This window comes from Agrococcus sp. DT81.2 (assembly GCF_049844935.1).
In the GTDB taxonomy this organism is placed as follows: Bacteria; Actinomycetota; Actinomycetes; order Actinomycetales; family Microbacteriaceae; genus Agrococcus.
The window spans coordinates 577,352-596,751 of sequence record NZ_JBNCLZ010000001.1; the positions used below are offsets into that span (position 1 = coordinate 577,352).

At 71.2% G+C, this 19,400-nt stretch carries 20 protein-coding genes and 4 tRNA genes; 3 read left to right on the forward strand and 21 right to left on the reverse strand.

What is annotated here, in order from left to right; all coding sequences use genetic code 11:
- Position 1 precedes the first annotated feature (1 nt).
- The 3 genes from yajC to ruvA all read right to left on the reverse strand — a co-directional run bounded on the left by yajC (position 2) and on the right by ruvA (position 2,053).
- Positions 2 to 385 carry a preprotein translocase subunit YajC gene (yajC, locus tag ACLQ21_RS02765; RefSeq protein ID WP_425661217.1) on the reverse strand — a complete coding sequence of 128 codons (384 nt, stop codon included), beginning with the start codon at positions 383 to 385 and terminating at the stop codon, positions 2 to 4.
- A gap of 61 nt (positions 386 to 446) precedes the next feature.
- Complete coding sequence (gene ruvB / locus ACLQ21_RS02770) at positions 447 to 1,460, reverse strand: Holliday junction branch migration DNA helicase RuvB (RefSeq protein ID WP_425661219.1); 1,014 nt, start codon at positions 1,458 to 1,460, stop codon at positions 447 to 449.
- A complete protein-coding gene (gene ruvA, locus ACLQ21_RS02775) occupies positions 1,457 to 2,053 on the reverse strand; it encodes a Holliday junction branch migration protein RuvA (protein WP_425661221.1) in 597 nt (198 codons plus the stop codon). The genes ruvB and ruvA overlap by 4 nt, the downstream gene beginning before the upstream one ends.
- Positions 2,054 to 2,155: 102 nt before the next feature.
- Between ruvA and ACLQ21_RS02780 the strand changes: the two genes are divergently transcribed.
- Positions 2,156 to 2,332 (forward strand): hypothetical protein, encoded by a 177-nt coding sequence (locus ACLQ21_RS02780; protein WP_425661223.1) that lies wholly within the window; start codon positions 2,156 to 2,158, stop codon positions 2,330 to 2,332.
- Between the two features lie 19 nt (positions 2,333 to 2,351).
- Here ACLQ21_RS02780 and ruvC read toward each other — a convergent pair whose 3' ends face one another.
- The 13 genes from ruvC to ACLQ21_RS02845 form a co-directional block, all read right to left on the reverse strand.
- Positions 2,352 to 2,906, reverse strand: a complete 555-nt coding sequence (gene ruvC, locus ACLQ21_RS02785; RefSeq protein WP_425661225.1) for a crossover junction endodeoxyribonuclease RuvC — start codon at positions 2,904 to 2,906, stop codon at positions 2,352 to 2,354.
- Positions 2,907 to 2,909: 3 nt separating this feature from the next.
- Positions 2,910 to 3,671, reverse strand: a complete 762-nt coding sequence (locus tag ACLQ21_RS02790) for a YebC/PmpR family DNA-binding transcriptional regulator (RefSeq protein WP_425661227.1) — start codon at positions 3,669 to 3,671, stop codon at positions 2,910 to 2,912.
- A gap of 77 nt (positions 3,672 to 3,748) precedes the next feature.
- Entirely contained in the window at positions 3,749 to 4,840 is a 1,092-nt protein-coding gene (locus tag ACLQ21_RS02795; protein WP_425661229.1) for a winged helix DNA-binding domain-containing protein, read from the reverse strand.
- A gap of 48 nt (positions 4,841 to 4,888) precedes the next feature.
- Positions 4,889 to 5,497 carry a hypothetical protein gene (locus tag ACLQ21_RS02800; RefSeq protein ID WP_425661231.1) on the reverse strand — a complete coding sequence of 203 codons (609 nt, stop codon included), beginning with the start codon at positions 5,495 to 5,497 and terminating at the stop codon, positions 4,889 to 4,891.
- Positions 5,498 to 5,528: 31 nt separating this feature from the next.
- Positions 5,529 to 6,518: a DMT family transporter gene (locus ACLQ21_RS02805; RefSeq protein ID WP_425661233.1), complete on the reverse strand. Its 990-nt coding sequence runs from the start codon at positions 6,516 to 6,518 to the stop codon at positions 5,529 to 5,531.
- A 12-nt stretch (positions 6,519 to 6,530) separates the two neighbouring features.
- The gene (pdxT, locus tag ACLQ21_RS02810; protein WP_425661235.1) at positions 6,531 to 7,136 is read right to left on the reverse strand and encodes a pyridoxal 5'-phosphate synthase glutaminase subunit PdxT; all 606 of its coding nucleotides are present in this window, start codon (positions 7,134 to 7,136) and stop codon (positions 6,531 to 6,533) included.
- A gap of 2 nt (positions 7,137 to 7,138) precedes the next feature.
- Positions 7,139 to 8,047 (reverse strand): pyridoxal 5'-phosphate synthase lyase subunit PdxS, encoded by a 909-nt coding sequence (pdxS, locus tag ACLQ21_RS02815; RefSeq protein ID WP_425661237.1) that lies wholly within the window; start codon positions 8,045 to 8,047, stop codon positions 7,139 to 7,141.
- Between the two features lie 49 nt (positions 8,048 to 8,096).
- Positions 8,097 to 8,615, reverse strand: coding sequence for an HIT family protein (locus tag ACLQ21_RS02820; RefSeq protein WP_425661417.1), 519 nt, complete (start codon positions 8,613 to 8,615; stop codon positions 8,097 to 8,099).
- A gap of 128 nt (positions 8,616 to 8,743) precedes the next feature.
- Positions 8,744 to 10,654, reverse strand: coding sequence for a threonine--tRNA ligase (gene thrS, locus ACLQ21_RS02825; protein ID WP_425661419.1), 1,911 nt, complete (start codon positions 10,652 to 10,654; stop codon positions 8,744 to 8,746).
- A gap of 41 nt (positions 10,655 to 10,695) precedes the next feature.
- Positions 10,696 to 12,429: a glycoside hydrolase family 13 protein gene (locus ACLQ21_RS02830; protein WP_425661421.1), complete on the reverse strand. Its 1,734-nt coding sequence runs from the start codon at positions 12,427 to 12,429 to the stop codon at positions 10,696 to 10,698.
- A gap of 58 nt (positions 12,430 to 12,487) precedes the next feature.
- Positions 12,488 to 13,381, reverse strand: coding sequence for a carbohydrate ABC transporter permease (locus ACLQ21_RS02835; protein WP_425661239.1), 894 nt, complete (start codon positions 13,379 to 13,381; stop codon positions 12,488 to 12,490).
- Positions 13,381 to 14,292 carry a carbohydrate ABC transporter permease gene (locus ACLQ21_RS02840; protein ID WP_425661241.1) on the reverse strand — a complete coding sequence of 304 codons (912 nt, stop codon included), beginning with the start codon at positions 14,290 to 14,292 and terminating at the stop codon, positions 13,381 to 13,383. The genes ACLQ21_RS02835 and ACLQ21_RS02840 overlap by 1 nt, the downstream gene beginning before the upstream one ends.
- A complete protein-coding gene (locus tag ACLQ21_RS02845; protein WP_425661243.1) occupies positions 14,289 to 15,560 on the reverse strand; it encodes an ABC transporter substrate-binding protein in 1,272 nt (423 codons plus the stop codon). The genes ACLQ21_RS02840 and ACLQ21_RS02845 overlap by 4 nt, the downstream gene beginning before the upstream one ends.
- A gap of 141 nt (positions 15,561 to 15,701) precedes the next feature.
- Between ACLQ21_RS02845 and ACLQ21_RS02850 the strand changes: the two genes are divergently transcribed.
- Positions 15,702 to 16,910: an ROK family protein gene (locus ACLQ21_RS02850; protein WP_425661245.1), complete on the forward strand. Its 1,209-nt coding sequence runs from the start codon at positions 15,702 to 15,704 to the stop codon at positions 16,908 to 16,910.
- Here the strand turns inward: ACLQ21_RS02850 and ACLQ21_RS02855 are convergent.
- From ACLQ21_RS02855 to ACLQ21_RS02870, 4 genes are all read right to left on the reverse strand, one after another.
- Positions 16,895 to 18,361, reverse strand: a complete 1,467-nt coding sequence (locus ACLQ21_RS02855) for a protein adenylyltransferase SelO (protein WP_425661247.1) — start codon at positions 18,359 to 18,361, stop codon at positions 16,895 to 16,897. The genes ACLQ21_RS02850 and ACLQ21_RS02855 overlap by 16 nt on opposite strands.
- A 106-nt stretch (positions 18,362 to 18,467) precedes the next feature.
- Positions 18,468 to 18,542: transfer RNA gene (locus ACLQ21_RS02860), tRNA-Val, on the reverse strand.
- 14 nt (positions 18,543 to 18,556) lie between these two features.
- Positions 18,557 to 18,627: transfer RNA gene (locus tag ACLQ21_RS02865), tRNA-Cys, on the reverse strand.
- Between the two features lie 37 nt (positions 18,628 to 18,664).
- Positions 18,665 to 18,736: transfer RNA gene (locus ACLQ21_RS02870), tRNA-Gly, on the reverse strand.
- Positions 18,737 to 18,893: 157 nt separating this feature from the next.
- Between ACLQ21_RS02870 and ACLQ21_RS02875 the strand changes: the two genes are divergently transcribed.
- Positions 18,894 to 18,966, forward strand: a tRNA-Val gene (locus ACLQ21_RS02875).
- Between the two features lie 59 nt (positions 18,967 to 19,025).
- Here ACLQ21_RS02875 and ACLQ21_RS02880 read toward each other — a convergent pair.
- Entirely contained in the window at positions 19,026 to 19,388 is a 363-nt protein-coding gene (locus tag ACLQ21_RS02880) for a four-helix bundle copper-binding protein (RefSeq protein WP_425661248.1), read from the reverse strand.
- Positions 19,389 to 19,400: the final 12 nt, after the last annotated feature.

The following is a 19,400-nucleotide window of genomic DNA, read 5'->3' on the forward strand; positions in this document are numbered from 1 at the left end:
ATCAGGCGCGGTCGCGCGGCTCGCCGGCGTCGCCGGCGTCGTCCGTGCGGTCGTCGGTGACGTCGCCCGCGACTTCGGCGTGGTCGTCGACGACGCGAGCGAGCACCTGGCGGTGCACACGGATGACCGTGCCGGGCGCGATCTCGATGTGCGCCTCGTTGCGCTCCTCGTCGATGGCGATGAGCTCGCCGAAGATGCCGAAGTTCGTCATGACCTCCGCGCCGGGCACCATCTTCGTCTGCAGCTCCTCGGCCTGCGCCTTGCGCTTCTTGTTGCTGCGGAACATGAAGAAAATCATCGCCGCGAGGACGACGAGCATGATGATCGTCAGCGGGTCGATCGGCAACCCTTGCTGGGCGGTGGTCGTCGTCTGCAGGAACAGCATTCGGAAGAGGCCTCTCGGGGGTCGTTCGTCCTGCGCGGCTGCGCGCAGGACCAAGGACTGATCATACCCCGTCGAGCGTGTCCTCCCATCCGAGCGCGCGGGCGTGGCGCATCCCGCTCGCCGTGGCGATCCTGCCGCGCGGCGTGCGGCCGATGAGGCCCTCGCGCACGAGGAACGGCTCGACGACCGACTCGATGGTGTCGGCCTCCTCGCCGACGGCTGCCGCGAGCGTCGACAGCCCGACGGGACCCCCCGCGAAGCGGTGCGCGATCGCGTGCAGGACGGCGCGGTCGATGCGGTCGAGTCCCGCCTCGTCGACGTCGTACAGCTCGAGCGCGGCGCGGACGCCGTCGAGGTCGCTCGAGCCGGCGTGCACGAGCAGCCAGTCGCGCACGCGTCGCAGCAGCCGGTTCGCGATGCGAGGCGTGCCGCGCGACCGGCCGGCCAGCTCAGCGAGCGCGGTGGTGTCGAGGTCGAGGTCCATGAGCCGCGACGACCGGGCTAGCACGTGCTCGAGGTCGGCGGTCTCGTAGAACTCGAGGTGGGCGGTGAAGCCGAAGCGATCCCGCAGCGGCGCCGGCAGCATGCCCGAGCGGGTGGTGGCGCCGACGAGCGTGAACGGCGCGAGCTCCAGCGGGATGGAGGCGGCGCCGGCTCCCTTGCCGACCATGATGTCGATCCGGAAGTCCTCCATCGCGAGGTACAGCATCTCCTCGGCCGAGCGCGCCATGCGGTGGATCTCGTCGACGAACAGCACCTCCCCCGGCACGAGCGCCGACAGCACGGCCGCGAGGTCGCCCGCGTGCTGGATCGCCGGACCGGACGAGAAGCGGATGGGTCTGCCCGTCTCGTGCCCGATGATCATCGCGAGCGTCGTCTTGCCGAGCCCTGGCGGGCCGGCGAGCAGGATGTGGTCGGGCGCGCGATCCTGCATGCGCGCCGCCTGCAGCAGCACCTCGAGCTGGCCGCGCACCTTCGGCTGGCCGATGAACTCGGCGAGGCTCGTCGGCCGGAGTGCGCCTTCGAAGGCGATCTCGTCCGGCGTGACGGCGGGGTCGATCAGCGGGTCGCTCACGGGCGCGCCGCCGGACCGAGGATGGCGAGCGCCGCGCGCAGCAGCGCTCCGCTCGAGGCGGCGGCGTCCGGGGCCGCGACCGCGGCGCGCTCGATGGCGTCCGCCGCGGTGCGCTCGGGCCACCCGAGGCCCGTGAGCGCTTTCAGCACGTCGGCGCGCGCGTCGGGCGCTGCCGCGGTGCGCGTGACGGCGGGGGCGACGAGCTTGCCGCTCAGCTGCAGGATGAGCAGCTTCGCCGTCTTCGGGCCGATCCCGCTCACCGCCTTGAACGCGCGCTCGTCGCCGCCGTCGATCGCGCGGGCGAGCTCGTCGGGCGTCAGGTGCGCGAGCACGCCGAGCGCCGACTTGGGACCGACGCCCGTGACGCCGATGAGCAGCTCGAAGGCCTCGAGCTCCGACTCGGTCTCGAACCCGTAGAGCGCGAGCTCGTCCTCGCGCACGACGAGGTGCGTGTGGAGGGCGATCGCGCGCCCGGCCGCGGCCGTCAGCGAAGTCTGCGGGGTGACCGCGACGACGAGACCGACGCCGCCGACGCCCACGACCAGCCGCTGTCCGCGTGCCGACAGCACCGTTCCGTCGAGCCTCGAGATCACGATCCGAGCCTAGGGCCGGGGCGCGCGCCCGCCGGCCTGCCGCGCCGTGCCGTGCCCGCTGATAGCCTGGCGTGACCTGCAGCCCACCGACCAGGAGTCTCCATGCACGTCGTCCAGTTCCTGCTCCTCTTCGCGCTGCTCGTGGGCTCGTTCGTCGTCATGAGCTACGCCATCGCGTTCCCCGGGCTCGAGGCGGTCATCTTCGTCGCCGGCCTCTTCATGTTCATGGCCTCGATCCTCGGTGCCGTCGAGATCGGCCGCCGAGGACTGCGCCGCTAGCTCCGACCACCCGCGTCGGCTACCGCCCGCGCGCGGCGGACTCCGCTGCCGCCCACGCCCGCTGCGCGGGCGTGGTGACGCCCGCTCTCGGCACGCGCGTGCGCCAGCCCTCCGCGATCGCGATCGCCAGCGCATCCGCCGCGTCGGCAGGCTTCGGCGCGACGTCGAGGCGCAGCAGCCGCCGCACCATCTCGGCGACCTGCCGCTTGTCGGCGGCGCCGTAGCCGGTGACGGCGGCCTTCACCTCGGTCGGCGTGAGCATCGCGATCGGGATCGCGCGCTCGGCAGCGGCGCGCAGCACGATCCCGGAGATCTGCGCGACGCCCATCACGCTGCTCAGGTTCGCCTGCGCGAAGACGCGCTCGAGGGCGATCGCGTCGGGCTTGTGCGCGTCGATCGCCGCCTCGACGCCGCGCCCGATGCGCATGAGCCGCTGCTCGATCGGCGCCCCGGCGTCGGAGCGCACCACCTCGACGTGCACGAGCGTGGGCGTGCGCCGCTCGACGTCGACGACGCCGATGCCGCAGCGCGTGAGGCCTGGGTCGACGCCGAGCACTCGCACCGACGCCGCCACCGGCTACTCGTCCTCGTCGAGCTGCGCCTGCACCTCTGGACTCATGTCGTAGTTGGCGTAGACGTTCTGCACGTCCTCGCTGTCCTCGAGGGCGTCGATGAGCCGCATGACCTTGCGGGCGGTCTCGGCGTCGACCTCGACCTTGAGGTTCGGCACGAACTCGATGTCGGCCGCGTCGTAGTCGATGCCCGCCTCCTGCAGCGAGGTGCGGACGGCGACGAGGTCGCCCGGCTCGGAGACGATCTCGAAGCCGCCGCCCTGGTCGGTGACCTCCTCCGCGCCCGCGTCGAGCACGGCGAGCAGGATGTCGTCCTCGGTGACCTCGTCGGTCTTCGTCACCGACACGACGCCCTTGCGCGTGAAGTTGTAGGCGACCGAGCCGGGGTCGGCCATCGTCCCACCGTTGCGCGTCATCGCCGTGCGGACCTCCGCGGCGGCGCGGTTCTTGTTGTCGGTGAGGCACTCGACCATGAGCGCGACGCCGTTCTGCGCGTAGCCCTCGTACATGATCGTCGTGTAGTCGATCGACTCGCCGGTGAGCCCGGCGCCGCGCTTGATGGCGCGGTCGATGTTGTCGTTCGGGACGCTCGTCTTCTTCGCCTTCTGGACGGCGTCGACGAGCGTCGGGTTGCCGGAGAGGTCGGCGCCGCCGATCTTCGCGGCGACCTCGATGTTCTTGATGAGCTTCGCGAACGACTTCGCGCGGCGGGCGTCGATGACGGCCTTCTTGTGCTTGGTCGTGGCCCACTTGGAATGTCCGGACATGCTGCTTCCTGATCGCGAGACGGGTGGGGACCCATCCTACGCGCGGTGGCGACGGTCACGGCGTCGCCGCGAGGCGGTCAGTGGACGACGACCTCGAGCGACCGGCCGGTGTGCGCCGCCAGCGAGCCGGCCTCCGCCTCGATCGCGCGACGGCGCCTCGGCTGCAGCGCCGGATCGAGTCCGAGGGAGACCCGGGTGCTTCGGCCCGCCTCGGTGCGCTTCCACCAGCCGACGTCCTGCAGGTCGCTGATGACCACCCCTCCGCCTGCCTCCGCGAAGGCGTGCGAGCGCTCACCCCACGGGTGTCCCGAGGAGCGCCGGAAGTTGGAGCCGGGGTACGGCAGGTACGCCTCGTCGAAGACCGGGAGGAGGAACGCGCCGTCGCGCCGACCGGGCGCATCCGACGCGTCGGCGGCCGACCAGTGCGGTTCGCCGTCGATCTCGACGGCCGCGAGCCCGTCGCCGAGGTCGTCGAGCGCGGCGACGACCTCCCGCCGCGTCACGGTCGTCCACCGCACGAGGTGCGCGACCGAGGCGGGACCGTGACCGCGGAAGAATCGAGCGACGAGCGCTCGGACCCCCTCGTCGCGGTCCAGCGCGCGCGACGGTGGCACGACGTCGTCGAGCGGGACGTACGTGTGCTGGCCCTGCAGGAGGGGCCCGGAGCAGATCAGGCCCTCGAGCTCCGCGATCCCCAGGACATGGCCGAGCCGCTCGCCGCGGAGGTCGTCGCTGTCGAGGCGCCGCTGCAGCGCCCGCCGGGTGGCTGGGCCGTGGGTGAGCAGGGCCAGGATCCGGTCGATCTCCCGGCGTGCAACCGCGGGATCATCGAGCCCGAGGGCGCGACGCCGCGCCGCCATCCCGCTGAGCACCTTCGGCGAGGTGAGGGCCAGCAGCCACCGGATGTCGTCGGCCGCGACATAGTGCCAGGTCGGTCGGAGCACATGGGTGCGCACCACTGCGCCGGAGTCGAGCGTCGCGCGGATGTGCTCGTCCCCAGGCCGGCCGGTGCGCATCGCGAGCGACCAGCGGGCCAGCGGCGCGTCCTGCGCCTGCACCGCGAGCAGGTGCCGCACCACGGCGGCGACGTCGTCAGCGGCGGCCGTGATCGCGCGGCCCGTCAAGCCTTGGGTCGCGAGCCGCTGCGCCAGCACTGCCTCGAGCTCCACGTGGCGAGCCTGTCACCCTGCGGCCCGGACCGCGACGGCCGGGCGGACTCAGGGCTGACGGTCCCGTACGCCGGCACTGTGCAGCTCGAGGGCGGCGAGGGCGCGCAGCGCTCGGTCGTCACCGTCGCGGAGCGCGCCGACCGGATCGGGCACGGCACGCAGCAGCGCCGTCGCGGGCTGCGCGACGAGCGCCCGCATCGCGAGCAGGTCGCGGCCCTCGCGCGACCGGGCGAGCGAGCCGATCGCGCGCGCCCTGGCGGCGAACCGCAGCCTCGGCACGAGCCAGACGAGCACGACGAGCAGCACCGGCAGCAGCCATAGCGCCGTCGCGACCGTGGCCGCGAGCGCGTCGACGGCGCTCGTGAGCGCGGTGCCGGCGGCCGCCAGGTCGGTGGCTGAGCCGGAGGCGTCGCGGAACGGCTGCGCCACGCCCTCGCCGACCAGCGGCACCCGCGCGAGCGCCTCCCCCGCGTCGGCCAGCGTGGTCGAGAAGCCGCTGCCGGCCGACTGGATCTGCTGCCCGAAGCCGCCGAGCGAGGCGATGGCTGCGCCCACCATTTGCGAGACCACGATGGCGGCGGCGATCGTGGCGATGGCGACGAGGTCGCCGACGACCTGCCAGATGGCCTGCCCCGGACGGCTGGAGTAGAGCTGCACGTGGTGATTCAAGCAGTCCGCGCCGGGCCGATCAGCCGGAGGCGGCCCTGCGCCTGCGTGGCTTGGCCTGCACGAGCCCCCCGGCGCCGATGACGATCGCCGCGCCCGCGAGCTGCCACGGGCCGACCGCCTCCCCCAGCACGACGACGCCGAGCGTCACCGCCACGACCGGGATGAGGTACGTGACCGTGGCGGCGACCGTCGGACCGACGGCCCGCACGACCTCGAACTGGAGCACGTAGGCGACGCCCGTGCCGACGAAGCCGAGCACCGCGACCGCCGCGAAGGCGAGCGGCAGCGCGTCGGCGGGGCCGTGCGCAGCGACCGGCGACCAGCCCTCGAGCGCGGCCCACGCCAAGAGCGCGACGAGCGCCATGGGCAGCCCGGTGACCATGAGCGCCGTCGGGTGCGCGAGCCCCGGCACCTCGCGCCGGCCGAGCAGCCTGCGGTTGAGCGTCCACCCGACGCCGTACGAGGCGGCGCCGAGCACCGCGATCGCGATGCCGAGCAGGTCGGGGCCCGTGCCCGAGGTCCACGGCTGCGCGATCAGCACCACACCGACGAATCCCAGCAGCACCGACACCAGCTTGCGCGGCGTGAGCCGGTCGCTCGGCAGCAGCAGCAGCGCGAACAGCACCGTGGCGACCGGCGTGAAGGCGTTCGCGAGACCGGTGAGGCCGGAGGAGATGCGCGTCTCAGCGACCACGAACGCCGTGAACGGCAGTGCCGTGAGGAAGAACGAGCAGATCGCCAGCAGTCCCCACGTGCCCGCGTCGCGCGGCAGCCGGGTGCGCATCGCGGCCGAGAGCAGCAGGAGCGTGACGGCGGCGATGCCGATGCGCAGCGTGGCGATCTGCATGGGGTGCAGCGCCTCGAGGCCCAGCTTCATCAAGAGGAACGAGGAGCCCCAGATGACGGCGAGGCCGATCCACAGCACCTGCCACGGGAGGCGTCCCATGCGGCCGTCGCTGCGGCCGCTCGTGGGCGCGCTCGCGGCCGCGTCGGTCAGGGTCCGGTTCACCCGAGCATCCGATCACGCACCGCTGACACGCGCGACGTGGTCGAGGAAGCGGCGGTGGAAGCGCAGCTCGCCGCCGACCTCCGGGTGGAAGGCCGTGCCGAGCAGCGCCCCCTGCTCGACAGCGACGACGCGTCCGTCGACGCTCGCGAGCACGTCGACGCCGACGCCCGCGCGCTCCACCGCGGGGGCGCGGATGAACGTCGCGTGCACCGGCTCCTCCCCCAGCGCCGGCACCTCGAGCTCCGCCTCGAACGAGTCGACCTGGCTGCCGAACGCGTTGCGGCGCACGTCGACGTCGAGGCCGCCGAACGGCAGCTGCGACGGCAGCCCGTCGAGGATGCGGTCGGCGAGCAGGATGAGGCCGGCGCACGTGCCGTACACGGGCATCCCGTCGGCGATCCGCTCGCGGACGGGCTCGCGCACGCCGAAGAGCCGCGACAGCTTGTCGATGACGCTCGACTCGCCGCCGGGCAGCACGAGACCGTCCACGACGGCGAGCTGCGCCGGCGTGCGCACGAGCGTCACGGCGGCGCCCAGCGCCTCGAGCACGGCGACGTGCTCGCGCACGTCGCCCTGCAGGGCCAGGACGCCGACGCGGGGCTCGCCCGGTCGGCTCACCGCTACCAGCCGCGCTCGGAGAGGCGGTGCGGCGCGGGAAGGTCGGCCACGTTGATGCCGACCATCGCCTCGCCGAGCCCGCGCGACGCATCCGCGATCGCCTTCGGGTCGTCGAAGGCGGCGGTCGCCTTCACGATCGCCGCGGCTCGCCGCTCCGGCTGGCCCGACTTGAAGATGCCGGAGCCGACGAAGACGCCGTCGGCGCCCAGCTGCATCATGAGGGCAGCGTCGGCGGGCGTCGCGACGCCGCCGGCGGTGAAGAGCACGACCGGCAGCGCGCCGAGCTCGGCGACCTCTGCGACGAGCTCGAACGGCGCCTGCAGCTCCTTCGCGGCGACGTACAGCTCGTCCTTCGAGAGCGTCTGCAGCCTGCGGATCTCGCCCTTGATGGTGCGGATGTGCTTCGTCGCCTCGGAGACGTCGCCGGTGCCGGCCTCGCCCTTCGAGCGGATCATCGCCGCACCCTCGGTGATGCGCCGGAGCGCCTCGCCCAGGTTGGTCGCGCCGCACACGAACGGCACGGTGAAGGGCCACTTGTCGATGTGGTTGACGTAGTCGGCGGGGCTCAGCACCTCAGACTCGTCGATGTAGTCGACCTCGAGCGCCTCGAGCACCTGCGCCTCGACGAAGTGGCCGATGCGGGCCTTCGCCATGACGGGGATCGAGACCTCCGCCTTGATGGCGTCGATGAGGTCCGGGTCGGACATGCGGGCGACGCCGCCCTGGGCGCGGATGTCGGCCGGCACGCGCTCGAGCGCCATGACGGCGACGGCGCCGGCGTCCTCGGCGATGCGGGCCTGGTCAGGGGTGACGACGTCCATGATGACGCCGCCCTTCAGCATCTCGGCCAGCCCGCGCTTGACGCGAGCGGAGCCGGTGGTGGAGGTGCTGGTGCTGGGGGTTTCGGTCACGTCTGTCGATGCTACGCCGCTGCGGAGCCCCCAACGCACACGCGCCGGGTCACACCGGCCAGGCTGCCTGGATGTCCTGGCGCATGTCCTCCAGGAGGATGGGCAGCGCCTTGGTCTTCGCGATGATCGGGAAGAAGTTCGAGTCGAGGCTCCACCGGGGCACGATGTGCTGGTGGAGGTGGTCGGCGATGCCGGCGCCCGCGATGCGGCCCTGGTTGAGGCCGATGTTGAAGCCCTGGCAGCGCGTCACCTGCGACAGCACGCGCATGGCGGTCTGCGTGAGCACGGCCATCTCGGCGACCTCGTCGGTGGTCGCCTGGTCGTACATGCCGACGTGCCGGTACGGGCACACCATGATGTGGCCGGTGTTGTAGGGGAACAGGTTGAGCAGCACGAAGCACGTCTCGCCGCGGTGCACGATGAGGCCCTGGTCGTCGGAGAGCTCGGGAGCGCGGCAGAACGGGCACGCGTCCTCGTCGGGCATCTGCCCCTGCTGGATGTAGACCATCCGGTACGGCGTCCAGAGGCGCTGGAAGTGGTCCGGCACGCCGGGCAGCTCGCTCGACATCTGCGTGGGCGCGCCCCACGCGTGCTCGCCGACGAGCGGCGGCTCGGGCGGCTCCGCGGGGTCGAACGGCGGCAGCGAGTCGCGGTGCACCGCGGCGCGCTCGGCCGGCTCGTCCATGTGGCGCTCGGTCACACGTGTGCCTTCGTCTCGATGGCCTCGACGATGCGGCGGATGGCCTCGTCGACCGGCACGCCGTTGTCCTGCGTGCCGTCGCGGAAGCGGAACGAGACGCTGCCCGCGTCGCGGTCCTTCTCGCCGGCGATCAGCTGGAACGGCACCTTCATGAGCGTGTGCGTGCGGATCTTCTTCTGCATCCGCTCGTCACTGCGGTCGACCTCGATGCGGACGCCCTTCGCGCGCAGCTTCGCGGCGATCTCGTCGAGGTAGCCGGCGTAGTCCGCGGCGACCGGCACGCCCACGACCTGCACCGGTGCGAGCCATACGGGGAAGGCGCCGGCGTAGTGCTCGACCAGGATCGCGAAGAAGCGCTCGATCGAGCCGAACAGGGCGCGGTGGATCATGATCGGGCGCCGCTTGGAGCCGTCGGCCGCGGTGTACTCGAGCTCGAAGCGCTCCGGCAGGTTGAAGTCGAGCTGCACGGTCGAGAGCTGCCACGAGCGGCCGATCGCGTCGGTCACCTTGAGGTCGATCTTCGGGCCGTAGAAGGCGGCCTCCCCCGGCTCCTCCACCACCTCGAGGCCCGACGCGCGAGCGACGCGGCGGAGCGCATCCGTCGCCGTCTCCCACACGGCCTCGTCGCCGATCCACTTCTCCTTCTCGTCGTCGCGCATCGACAGCTCGAGGCGGAAGTCGGTGAGGCCGAAGTCCTTCAGCAGCGAGAGCACGAACTCGAGGACCTTCGTCGTCTCCTCCTCGAGCTGCTCGGGGGTGACGAACAGGTGCGCGTCGTCCTGCGTGAAGCCGCGCACGCGGGTGAGGCCGTGGAGGGCGCCCGAGAGCTCGTTGCGGTAGACGGTGCCGTTCTCGGCGAGCCGCAGCGGCAGGTCGCGGTAGCTGCGGGCGCTGCTCTTGTACACGAGGATGTGCATCGGGCAGTTCATGGGCTTGAGGTAGTAGTCGACGCCCTGCTTCGTGACGTTGCCGGCCTCGTCGCGCTCCTCGTCCATGTGGATGGGCGGCCACATGCCCTCGCCGTAGGTGACGAGGTGGTTCGACGTGACGAACAGGTCGCGCTTGGTGATGTGCGGCGTGTACACGTAGCTGTAGCCCTGCTCGATGTGACGGCGGCGGGCGTGCTGCTCCATCTCGCCGCGCGCGATCGCGCCGCGCGGGTGCCACACCGAGAGGCCGGAGCCGATCTCCTCGGGGAACGAGAACAGGTCGAGCTCCCGGCCGAGCTTTCGGTGGTCGCGCTTCGCGGCCTCCTCGAGGCGCTGCTGGTAGGCGCGCAGCTCGTCCTTCGTCGGCCATGCCGTGCCGTAGATGCGCTGCAGCTGCGGCAGGTCGGTCTTGCCGCGCCAGTAGGCGCCCGCGACGCGCATGAGCGCGAAGCCGTTGCCGATCAGTCGTGTGGAGGGCAGGTGCGGGCCGCGGCAGAGGTCCTTCCAGGCCACCTCGCCCGTCTTCGGGTCGACGTTGTCGTAGATGGTGAGCTCGCCGGCTCCGACCTCGACGGATGCGCCCTCTGCGGCCTTCGCGGCGCCGCCCTTGAGGCCGATGAGCTCGAGCTTGTACGGCTCGTCGGCGAGCTCTTCGAGCGCCTCGTCGTCGGTCACGACGCGCCGCACGAAGCGCTGGCCGGCCTTGACGATCCGCTCCATCTCCTTCTGCAGCGACTTCAGGTCGTCGCTCGAGAAGGGCTCGGCGACGTCGAAGTCGTAGTAGAAGCCGTCCTGCACGGGCGGGCCGATGCCGAGCCGTGCCTCTGGGTTCACGCGTTGCACGGCCTGCGCGAGCACGTGCGCGGCGGAGTGGCGGAGGATGTCGAGGCCGTCGGGGCTGTCGATCGTCACCGGCTCGACCGTCTGCGTGTCGCTCACCTCGCGGGCCAGGTCCTGCAGCTCCCCGTCGACGCGCATGGCGACGACGGCACGGTCGGTGAAGAGATCGAATCCGGTGGTCACTGCTCCATCGTAGGCGCCGTCTCCTCGCCTCGGCGTCGCTCCGCCGGCGCCGTCGCGGCAGGCGCGATCCAGACCGTCGACTCGCCCGGCAGCGCCGTGCCGTCGAGCGGCCGGCTCGACAGGATCGCCGCTACGGCCGCGTCTGCCCCGATCTCGAACGGTCGGTCGCCGAAATTCGTGATCACCTGCCAGCCGTTGGGCCTCCGGATGCGCAGGACGTCGTCGCGACCGGTCTGCGTCCACTCGAGGCGCTCGCCCGCCTGCAGCTGCCGACGCAGCGCGAGCGCTGCCCGGTACAGGTTCAGGCACGACGCAGGATCGGCGTCCTCGGCGTCCACCGCATGCGCCGAGAACCACGCGGGCTGCGGCAAGTGCGCCAGTCCCCCGAAGCCGAACGAGTCCCCCGAGCTGGTCCACGGCAACGGGACCCGGCATCCGTCGCGCCCGATCTCCGCGCCCTGCGTCCGGAAGTAGGTCGGATCCTGACGAGCCGCGCCGGGGATCTGCGCCACTTCGTGCAGGCCGAGCTCCTCGCCCTGGTAGAGGTACGTCGAGCCCGGGAGACCGAGGATGAAGAGCGTGGCCGCGAGCGCGCGCCGCTGGCCGCGCGCTCGATCCAGCACGGCCTCGTCGCCGCCCCGGAGCAGCCACTCACCGCCGTGCCGAGCGGGTGCAGCGCTCGCGTCGGCCGTCGGCAGCCCGTAGCGGGTCGCGTGGCGCACGACGTCGTGGTTCGACAGCACCCAGGTGCTCGACGAGCCCGACATCGCGGCCCTCGCGAGGTTCGCGGTGATGATCTCGCGGAACTGGCCGGCGTCGAAGTCGGCCTCCAGCAGATCGAAGTTGAAGGCCTGGCCGAGGCTCTCGGGTCGCGCGTACAGGTGGATGCGATCCGGCGCGACCCAGGCTTCGGCGACGGCGGTGCGCGGCGGATCGTAGGAGTCGAGCACCGTGCGCCACTCCGCGTAGATGTCGTGGACGTCGTCACGGTCGAGCAGTGGATGCGTACCGTCGACCGGCCGCAGCGCCAGCTCGTCCTTGGACGGCAGCGGCTCGGTCAGATCCTTTGTGAGCATGTGGGCGACATCGATGCGGAAGCCGTCGACGCCGCGATCCGACCAGAAGCGCAGCGTTGTGAGGAAGTCAGCGCGCACGTCGGGGTTGTCCCAGTTGAGGTCAGGCTGCTCTCTTGCGAAGTTGTGCAGGTACCACTGGCCGTCGTCGACGCGCTCCCACGCCGAGCCGCCGAACACCGAGCTCCAGTCGGTCGGCGGCTCAGCGCCGTCCGGACCGGTCCCCTCGCGGAAGATGTAGCGCTCGCGAGCCACGGCGCCGCGGCCGGCGGCGAGCGCCTCCTGGAACCACGCGTGCTGGTCTGACGTGTGGTTGGGAACGATGTCGACGACGACCTTGATCCCGCGCGCGTGCAGCGCCTCCACCATGGCGTCGAAGTCGTCGAGCGAGCCGAGCCGAGGGTCGACGTCGCGGTAGTCGGCGACGTCGTAGCCCCCGTCCGCGAGCGCGGACGGGTAGAACGGGCTCAGCCAGACCGCGTCGATGCCGAGCGACGTCAGGTAGTCGACGCGGGACAGGATGCCCGGGAGGTCACCGATGCCGTCGCCGTCGGCATCCGCGAAGCTGCGAGGGTAGATCTGGTACACGACGGCGTGCCGCCACCACGGCGACGCGGAGTCGTCGAGCGCGCCGGAGGCGGTCTGAGCGATGGGCATGGTCACGAGGGATCCTTCATGCTGATGCGCGGGCGGGAGCGGTGGCGGCGCGGGGGCCTCAGCCCTTGACCGCGCCCTGCGTGACGCCTTCCATCACCCAGCGCTGCGTGAAGAGGTAGGCGATGATCGCGGGTGCCATCGCCATGAGGTAGGAGGCGAAGGACACGTTGTAGTTGTTGCTGAACTGGTTCTGGAACAGGTTCTGCCGCACGGGCAGGGTCTGCAGCTCCGGATCGGCGATGATGAGCGACGGCATCATGAAGTCGTTCCACGCGTACAGGAAGGCGAAGATGCCCACCGTGGCGCTCATCGGGGCGAGGAGCGGGAAGATCAGGTGCCAGAACGTCTGCCAGGTGGTCGCCCCGTCCATCCTGGCGCTCTCCTCGAGCTCGAGCGGGATGGACCGCAGGAACGCCGTGAACAGCAGCACGCTGAAGCTGAGCTGGAACATGGTCGCGAGGATGATCACGCCCCCGGGGTTGTCGAGTCCCAGGCGGCCGGTGAGCTGGATCTGCGGCAGGGCGATCACCGGGAACGGGATGAACATCGCCGCGAGCAGGTAGAAGAACGAGTAGCGGAAGAGCCGACGGTCCCAGTTGCGCACGATCGCGTACGACGCGAACGCCGCGAGGACGATCGTCGCGGCGACGGTTCCCGCCGTCACCAGCAGCGAGATCGCCGCGCCCACCGGGAACTTCGTGAGCTCCCACGCCTCGGCGAAGCCTCGGAGGTCGACGGGCGCCGGCAAGGAGAAGGCATTCCCGTCGACGGCTTGCTCGGGCGTCTTGAGCGCCATCGAGATCGTGACGTAGAGCGGCAGCAGCACCGTGACCGCACAGAGGATGAGGATGATCGTGCCCGACCAGTTCACCCGCTCCATGCGGAACCGCGGCTGCGGCTCGGTCTTCGTGCCTGCGAGGACCGGGGTCGTGGGCAAGGTCGAGATGGCCATCAGAGTGCGCTCCTTCCGCGCGTCAACGAGAGCTGCAGGAGGGAGATCAGGACTGCGACGATGAAGAAGATGGTCGCGTTCGCCATCTGGTACGCGTAATCACCGCCGTTGAAGCCCGCGATGATGCTCATCGCGATGCTGCGCGTGGCGGTGCCCGGGCCCCCTCCGGTGAGCCCGACGATGATGTCGTAGGCGTTCAGGAAGCCCTTGAAGCCGAGGATGACGTTGATCACCGCATACCCGGCGACGAGCGGCATCGTGATGCGCACGAGCTGCTGGAGCTTGCCGGCACCGTCGATCGAGGCGGCCTCGTAGACCTCTCCCGGCACCGAGAGGAGCCCTGCGATGTAGATGAGCAGGGTTCCCGGAATCGCCTGCCACGCCGTGACGATCACGATGGCGATCCACGCGAGATCATCGTTCGCGAGCATGCTCGTCGAGAGCCACGGGATCCCGAGCGCCGAGCCGGCCGCCGGCAGGGAGTTCGAGAACAGGAAGTTGAAGACGTAGGCGATGACGATGCCCGAGATCACCATCGGGATCACGAAGACGGTGCGCAGACCTGCCTTCATCCGGATGCGCGACGTCAGGCCGACGGCGAGCAGGAAGGCGATGACGTTGACGACGATGACCGTCGCGACGGAGAAGCCGAAGGTGAACAGGTAGCTCTGCAGGATCGCAGGATCGCTGAAGAGCGCGATGTAGTTGGTCAGCCCCGTGAAGCTCCACTCACCCAGACCGATGGAATCGGTGAAGCTGAAGAAGATGCCGATGACGCCCGGGACCGTGATCGCGAGCGTGAACAGCACCAGGCTCGGGAGCAGGAACAGGTAGTAGATGGGTTCTACGCGCCGCTTGCGCCGGCGGATCCCGGTGCCGCTCGAGGCTGCGGTCGAGGCTGTCGAGCTCATCGTTCCGCTCCCTCGTTCACGGCCGGCGCCGGTGCCCTGAACGCGAGCCGAACCCAGTCCGCGTCCATCGTGCGAAGGATCGCGTCGGGATCCGACCCCAGCACCATCGCTTGCGCGTAGTTGAAGACGGGGATGGTCCTCGGCACCAGCACCGAGGGTCCCTGGTAGATGCGACCGTCCTCGTAGTACTCGGTCATGCCCGCGATGCGCGGGTCGTCCGGGGGCGGGGCGTCCGTGGTGGGCGCGAAGCCCAGCTGCGCATCGTTGTACTCCTCGATGTGCTCCGGCAGATAGAGGTACTCGAGGAAATCCAGGGCCGCGTCCGGATGCTGCGACTCGACGGGGATCATTGCCGCGAGATCCATGTTGACCCGGACGGCGAGGTCGGCCGGGTCCTCCGTCATCGGCAGGGGGAACGTTCCGAGGTCGAGATCGGGGGCGGTCTTCGCGATCTCGCTGAACGCCCATGGCCCCTGCAGGTACATCGCGGCCGCGCCCTGTGAGAAGGCGAGATTGCCGTCGCCATAGCCGCGGCTCGGCGCGTCCTCGTTGACGTACTCGCTCGTGAGCTGCACCATCCGGTCCATGGGCTCCGCGAAGTCCTGCTGGAACGACGCAGCCGAGCCCTGGCCGACGTCCGTGCCCGCCGCCGCGAGCCGGTCGAAGAACTCGAGCACATCGAGCGAGCCGCCGACGGCGTAGTCGTACCAGCCCTGGCCGACCGTCCAGTCGTCCTTGAGGGTCGCGTAGAAGGGCGTGATGCCGGCGGCCTCCAGCGCGTCGCACACCGCGAGCAGCTCGCTCCAGGTCTGCGGCACCTCGAGCCCCTGCTCCTCGAAGATCTGCCGGTTGTAGATGACGGATGCGGCCATCACCGAGTAGGGCAGAGCGCTGACCCGCCCGTCGCAGGTGCCGTACTGCTCCATCAGCGGCTGCAGGTCGTCGCGGGTGGTGGCTGCGGCCTGCGTGTCGCCGAGGTCGATGAGCGCGCAGCGCTGCACGAACCGGGCCACCTCGTAGTTGTAGTTGGCCAGCATCAGGTCGGGCGGATTGCCGCGCACGAAGCTGGCCGAGACGACGTCGACCCCCGAGGTGTCGATCTCCACCCGCACGTCGCTCTGCGACGCGTTGTAGTCAGCCACGAGCGCGGTCATGAACTCGATCGCCTCACGCTTGCTGAACGTGAAGCGGATCGACTCTCGACCGTCTGCCGCGCAACCCGCAAGCATGCTGCCGCTCAGCGCCAGGACGGCACTCGCAGCGAGCATTCGTCGCCATCTTTCAGTCCGGGACATCGCTCTCCCCCGCTCGCGCCATTGCGATCCGGATGCCGCCACTGATTAGATCAAGTGGTCGAATCAATCGTTGCGCCGCAGTGTGACAGTGTTTCGCAAGAGAGGTCAAGAGCCATGTCCTCCCCGCTCCCCGCAGCACGGGCCCGCCCCGCCAGCTACGACGCCGTGCTCGCACATGCCTGGACCGTCGAGGAGTTCACCGCGACCGACGTGATCCAAGGCACGGGCCTCAGCCGGCCGACGGCGATCGAGGCGATGGAGGCGCTCGCTAGGATCGGGCTGCTGCACGAGCTGCCTGACGCGCGACAGGGAGGCGACTACCGCAGGGGAAGGCCGGCCAGGCGGTTCGCGCTCCGCGGCGACGCTGCCGTGCTCGTCGGCGTCGACGCGGGCAACGTGCACGTGACCGCGACCGTCACGGACCTGCGCTCCAGGGCGCTCGCGACTCACCGCACGATCCTCGAGATGGACCGGGACGACCCCTCGGCTCGCCGGACGCTCATCCAGGGAACCGTCGACGCCGCCCTGCAGGATGCGGGGCGCACCAGGAGCGACGTGCTCGCGGTCTGCGTCGGCGTTCCGGCGCCGGTGAACGCTGCGGGCCGCTCGCCGCGCCATCCCGCGGGCTTCTGGGAGCGCATGAATCCCGGCCTCATCGACGCCCTCTCGTGGGCGCCGCTGCGGCGAGTCGACAACGATGCCTCGCTCTCCGCTGTTGCGGAGGGCGCGATCGGCGCGGCCCAGGGCTGTCGCGACTACGTCACGCTGCTCGCGGGCGCTCGACTGGGTGCAGGGGTCGTCGTCGACGGCAACGTGCTCCGCGGCACGCACGGCGGGGTCGGCGAGATGGTCGCCTTCGACCACGTCACCGGTGTCGGCACCGCCGACGGCCTCGGCGCTCGAGCGGAGGCGTGGGCGGTGGAAGCGGTGGCGACCGGCGCGGCAGCGACCAGCGCGCTGGCCGCGCTGCCGCGCGACCGGCTCGACGGCCGCGCGGTGCTGGAGCTCGCCGCCGGTGGCGACGAGCACGCTCGCGCCATCGTCGACCGCTTGGGAGACGTCCTCGCGCGGGTCGTCAGCGTGCTCGGAAGCATGTTCGACCCGCAGCTGGTCGTGGTCTCGGGCGCGATCTCAGCTGGCATCGCCGACGTGGTCGCCGCCGCGCGCGCATCGCTCCCCACCGACCTCGACCTCCCGGCGCCCGAGCTGGTCGCCTCGCAGCTCGGCACCGACGTCGTCGTGACCGGCGCGATCGCCGCGGCCGCCGCGGACGCGCGAGCGCACGCGCTCGACGTCTGGGGCGCCGATCACGTCCCGCAGTAGGTGCGGTAGGCGCGGAAGCTGCGCTCCGGGCCCGGCGCCGCGTACCGCTCGAGCCCCTCGCGCTCGTCGAAGGGACGGCTCACCGCATCGAGGAGCGGTCCGAGCGGGTCGAGGTCGCCCTCCGTCGCCGCGGCGAGCGCCTCTTCCACGAGGTGGTTGCGCGGGATGTACACCGGGTTCACGCGGTCCATCGCGTCCGCGTCCGGGCGGAGCGCGAGCCAGCGCTCGGCCCACGCATCGAACGCGGCGCGGTGGTCGAACAGGCCGTGCGCCGCCTCGGAGCTGCCGCGGGCGACCGAGCTGAGGCTGCGGAAGCCCGAGGTGAGGTCGACGCGGCCCGACTCGAGCAGGGCCAGGAGCTCGTCGACCACGAGGGTCGCCTCCTGTCCGTCGTCGTCGGCGCGGAGCCCGAGCTTCGACCGCAGGCCGGCCGACCACGCCGCGCGGTGCTGCGGCGCGAAGTCGCCGAGCGCCTCCAGCGCGAGGGCGATCGCGTCGTCCTGCTGCTCGGCGAGCAGCGGGAGCAGCGTCTCCGCGAACCTGGTGAGGTTCCACTCCGCGATCGCCGGCTGGTTGCCGTACGCGTAGCGCCCGCCGGCGTCGATCGAGCTGTAGACGGTCGCCGGGTCGAAGCCCTCCATGAAGGCGCACGGACCGTAGTCGATCGTCTCGCCCGAGATCGTCATGTTGTCGGTGTTCATCACGCCGTGCACGAAGCCGACGAGCATCCACTGGGCCACCAGTCGCGCCTGCGCCGAGATCACGGCTCGCAGGAGCGCGAGGTACGGATGCGCGTCGTCGGCGGCGCTGGGCGCATGCCGCTCGATCGCGTGATCGGCGAGGCGCCGCAGCAGCCCGATGTCGCCCGTGGCGCGCGCGTACTGGAAGGTGCCGACCCGCAGGTGGCTGCTGGCCACCCGCGCGAGCACCGCGCCCGGCAGCCACTCGTCGCGGCGGACGAAGCGTCCGGTCGCGACCACCGCGAGCGAGCGCGTCGTCGGGATGCCGAGCGCGTGCATGGCCTCGCTGACGATGTACTCGCGCAGCATCGGCCCGACTGCCGCGAGGCCGTCGCCACCACGGGCGAAGGGTGTGCGCCCGGAGCCCTTGAGGTGGAGGTCCCGCAGCCGGCCGTGCTCGTCCTCGAGCTCGCCGAGCAGCAGCGCGCGCCCATCGCCGAGCCGCGGCGAGTAGGCGCCGAACTGGTGCCCGGCGTACGCCTGCGCTGCGGGCGTCGCCCCCTCGGGGACGGTGGTCCCCGTCAGCAGACCCACTCCAGCCGGGGTGCGCAGCGCGGTCGGGTCGAGCCTCAGCTCCGCCGCGAGCTCCATGTTGAGGACGAGCAGCGTGGGGTCGGGCGACTCCTCCGCCCGCCACGGCACGGCGAGCTCCGGCAGCTCCGTGGCGAAGCGGTTGCCCAGGGCGACGGGAATTGCAGTGATGGCGGTCACGGCGCGAGGCTACTCGGGCGCCCTGCGAAGCACGTAGACCCCGGCAGGGAGGAGCCTGAGGAACGGAAGAAGCCCCCGGGGCCGTGAGGCTCCGGGGGCTTCATGCTGGTGGGCGATACTGGGTTCGAACCAGTGACCTCTTCCGTGTCAGGGAAGCGCGCTACCGCTGCGCCAATCGCCCTAGGTGAATGCTCGAGGTGGAGACGGGATTCGAACCCGCGTAGACGGCTTTGCAGGCCGCTGCCTCACCACTCGGCCACCCCACCAGGTGGTGTGAGATTGACTCTCATGACATTGCTGTCGAGCGGATGACGAGATTCGAACTCGCGACCCTCACCTTGGCAAGGTGATGCGCTACCACTGCGCCACATCCGCGGGGCTCATCGCTGAGCACTCGCATGACTATACCCACGCTCGGACCCCAAGTCCAAATCGTCCGGCTCGTGTCGCGGAAGCGCTCCGCTGGTCACGCGCGCGGCTCCGGATGTGGCAGACTTGTGCGGTCCGCACTGCGATCACCGCTGGCGGGCACGGGCGATTGGCGCAGTTGGTAGCGCGCTTCCTTCACACGGAAGAGGTCATCAGTTCGAGTCTGGTATCGCCCACCGCAGAAGGCCCCGGCAGCAGCCGGGGCCTTCGTCGTCTCTGCGCCGCCGGGGGTGACTCAGGCCGCCTCGCACATCTCGGCGCAGCGCTCGCACGCCTCGGCGCACGCACGGCAGTGCTCGGCGTCGTGGCGCCGGCACTCAGCCGCGCAGGCGCGGCACATCGCGGCGCACGCGGCGAGCAGCGCCTGGCTGGCCTCCTGCGGCAGCGTCGCTCGGGCGAGGATGCGCGCTGCCGCCTCGCAGAGGTCGGCGCACGCCTCGCACATGACGGCGCAGTCGTCCATGCCCTCCTCGCGGTCGGCGCGCGCGCAGTCGCGGCATGCCGCCGCGCACGCCTCGAGCTCGGCCACATGAGCGCCGAACGTCCCCACGTGCGGCCCGCCGCCCTCCTGGGCTCCGTGCTCGTGTCCCTCGTGCATCCGTGCCTCCTT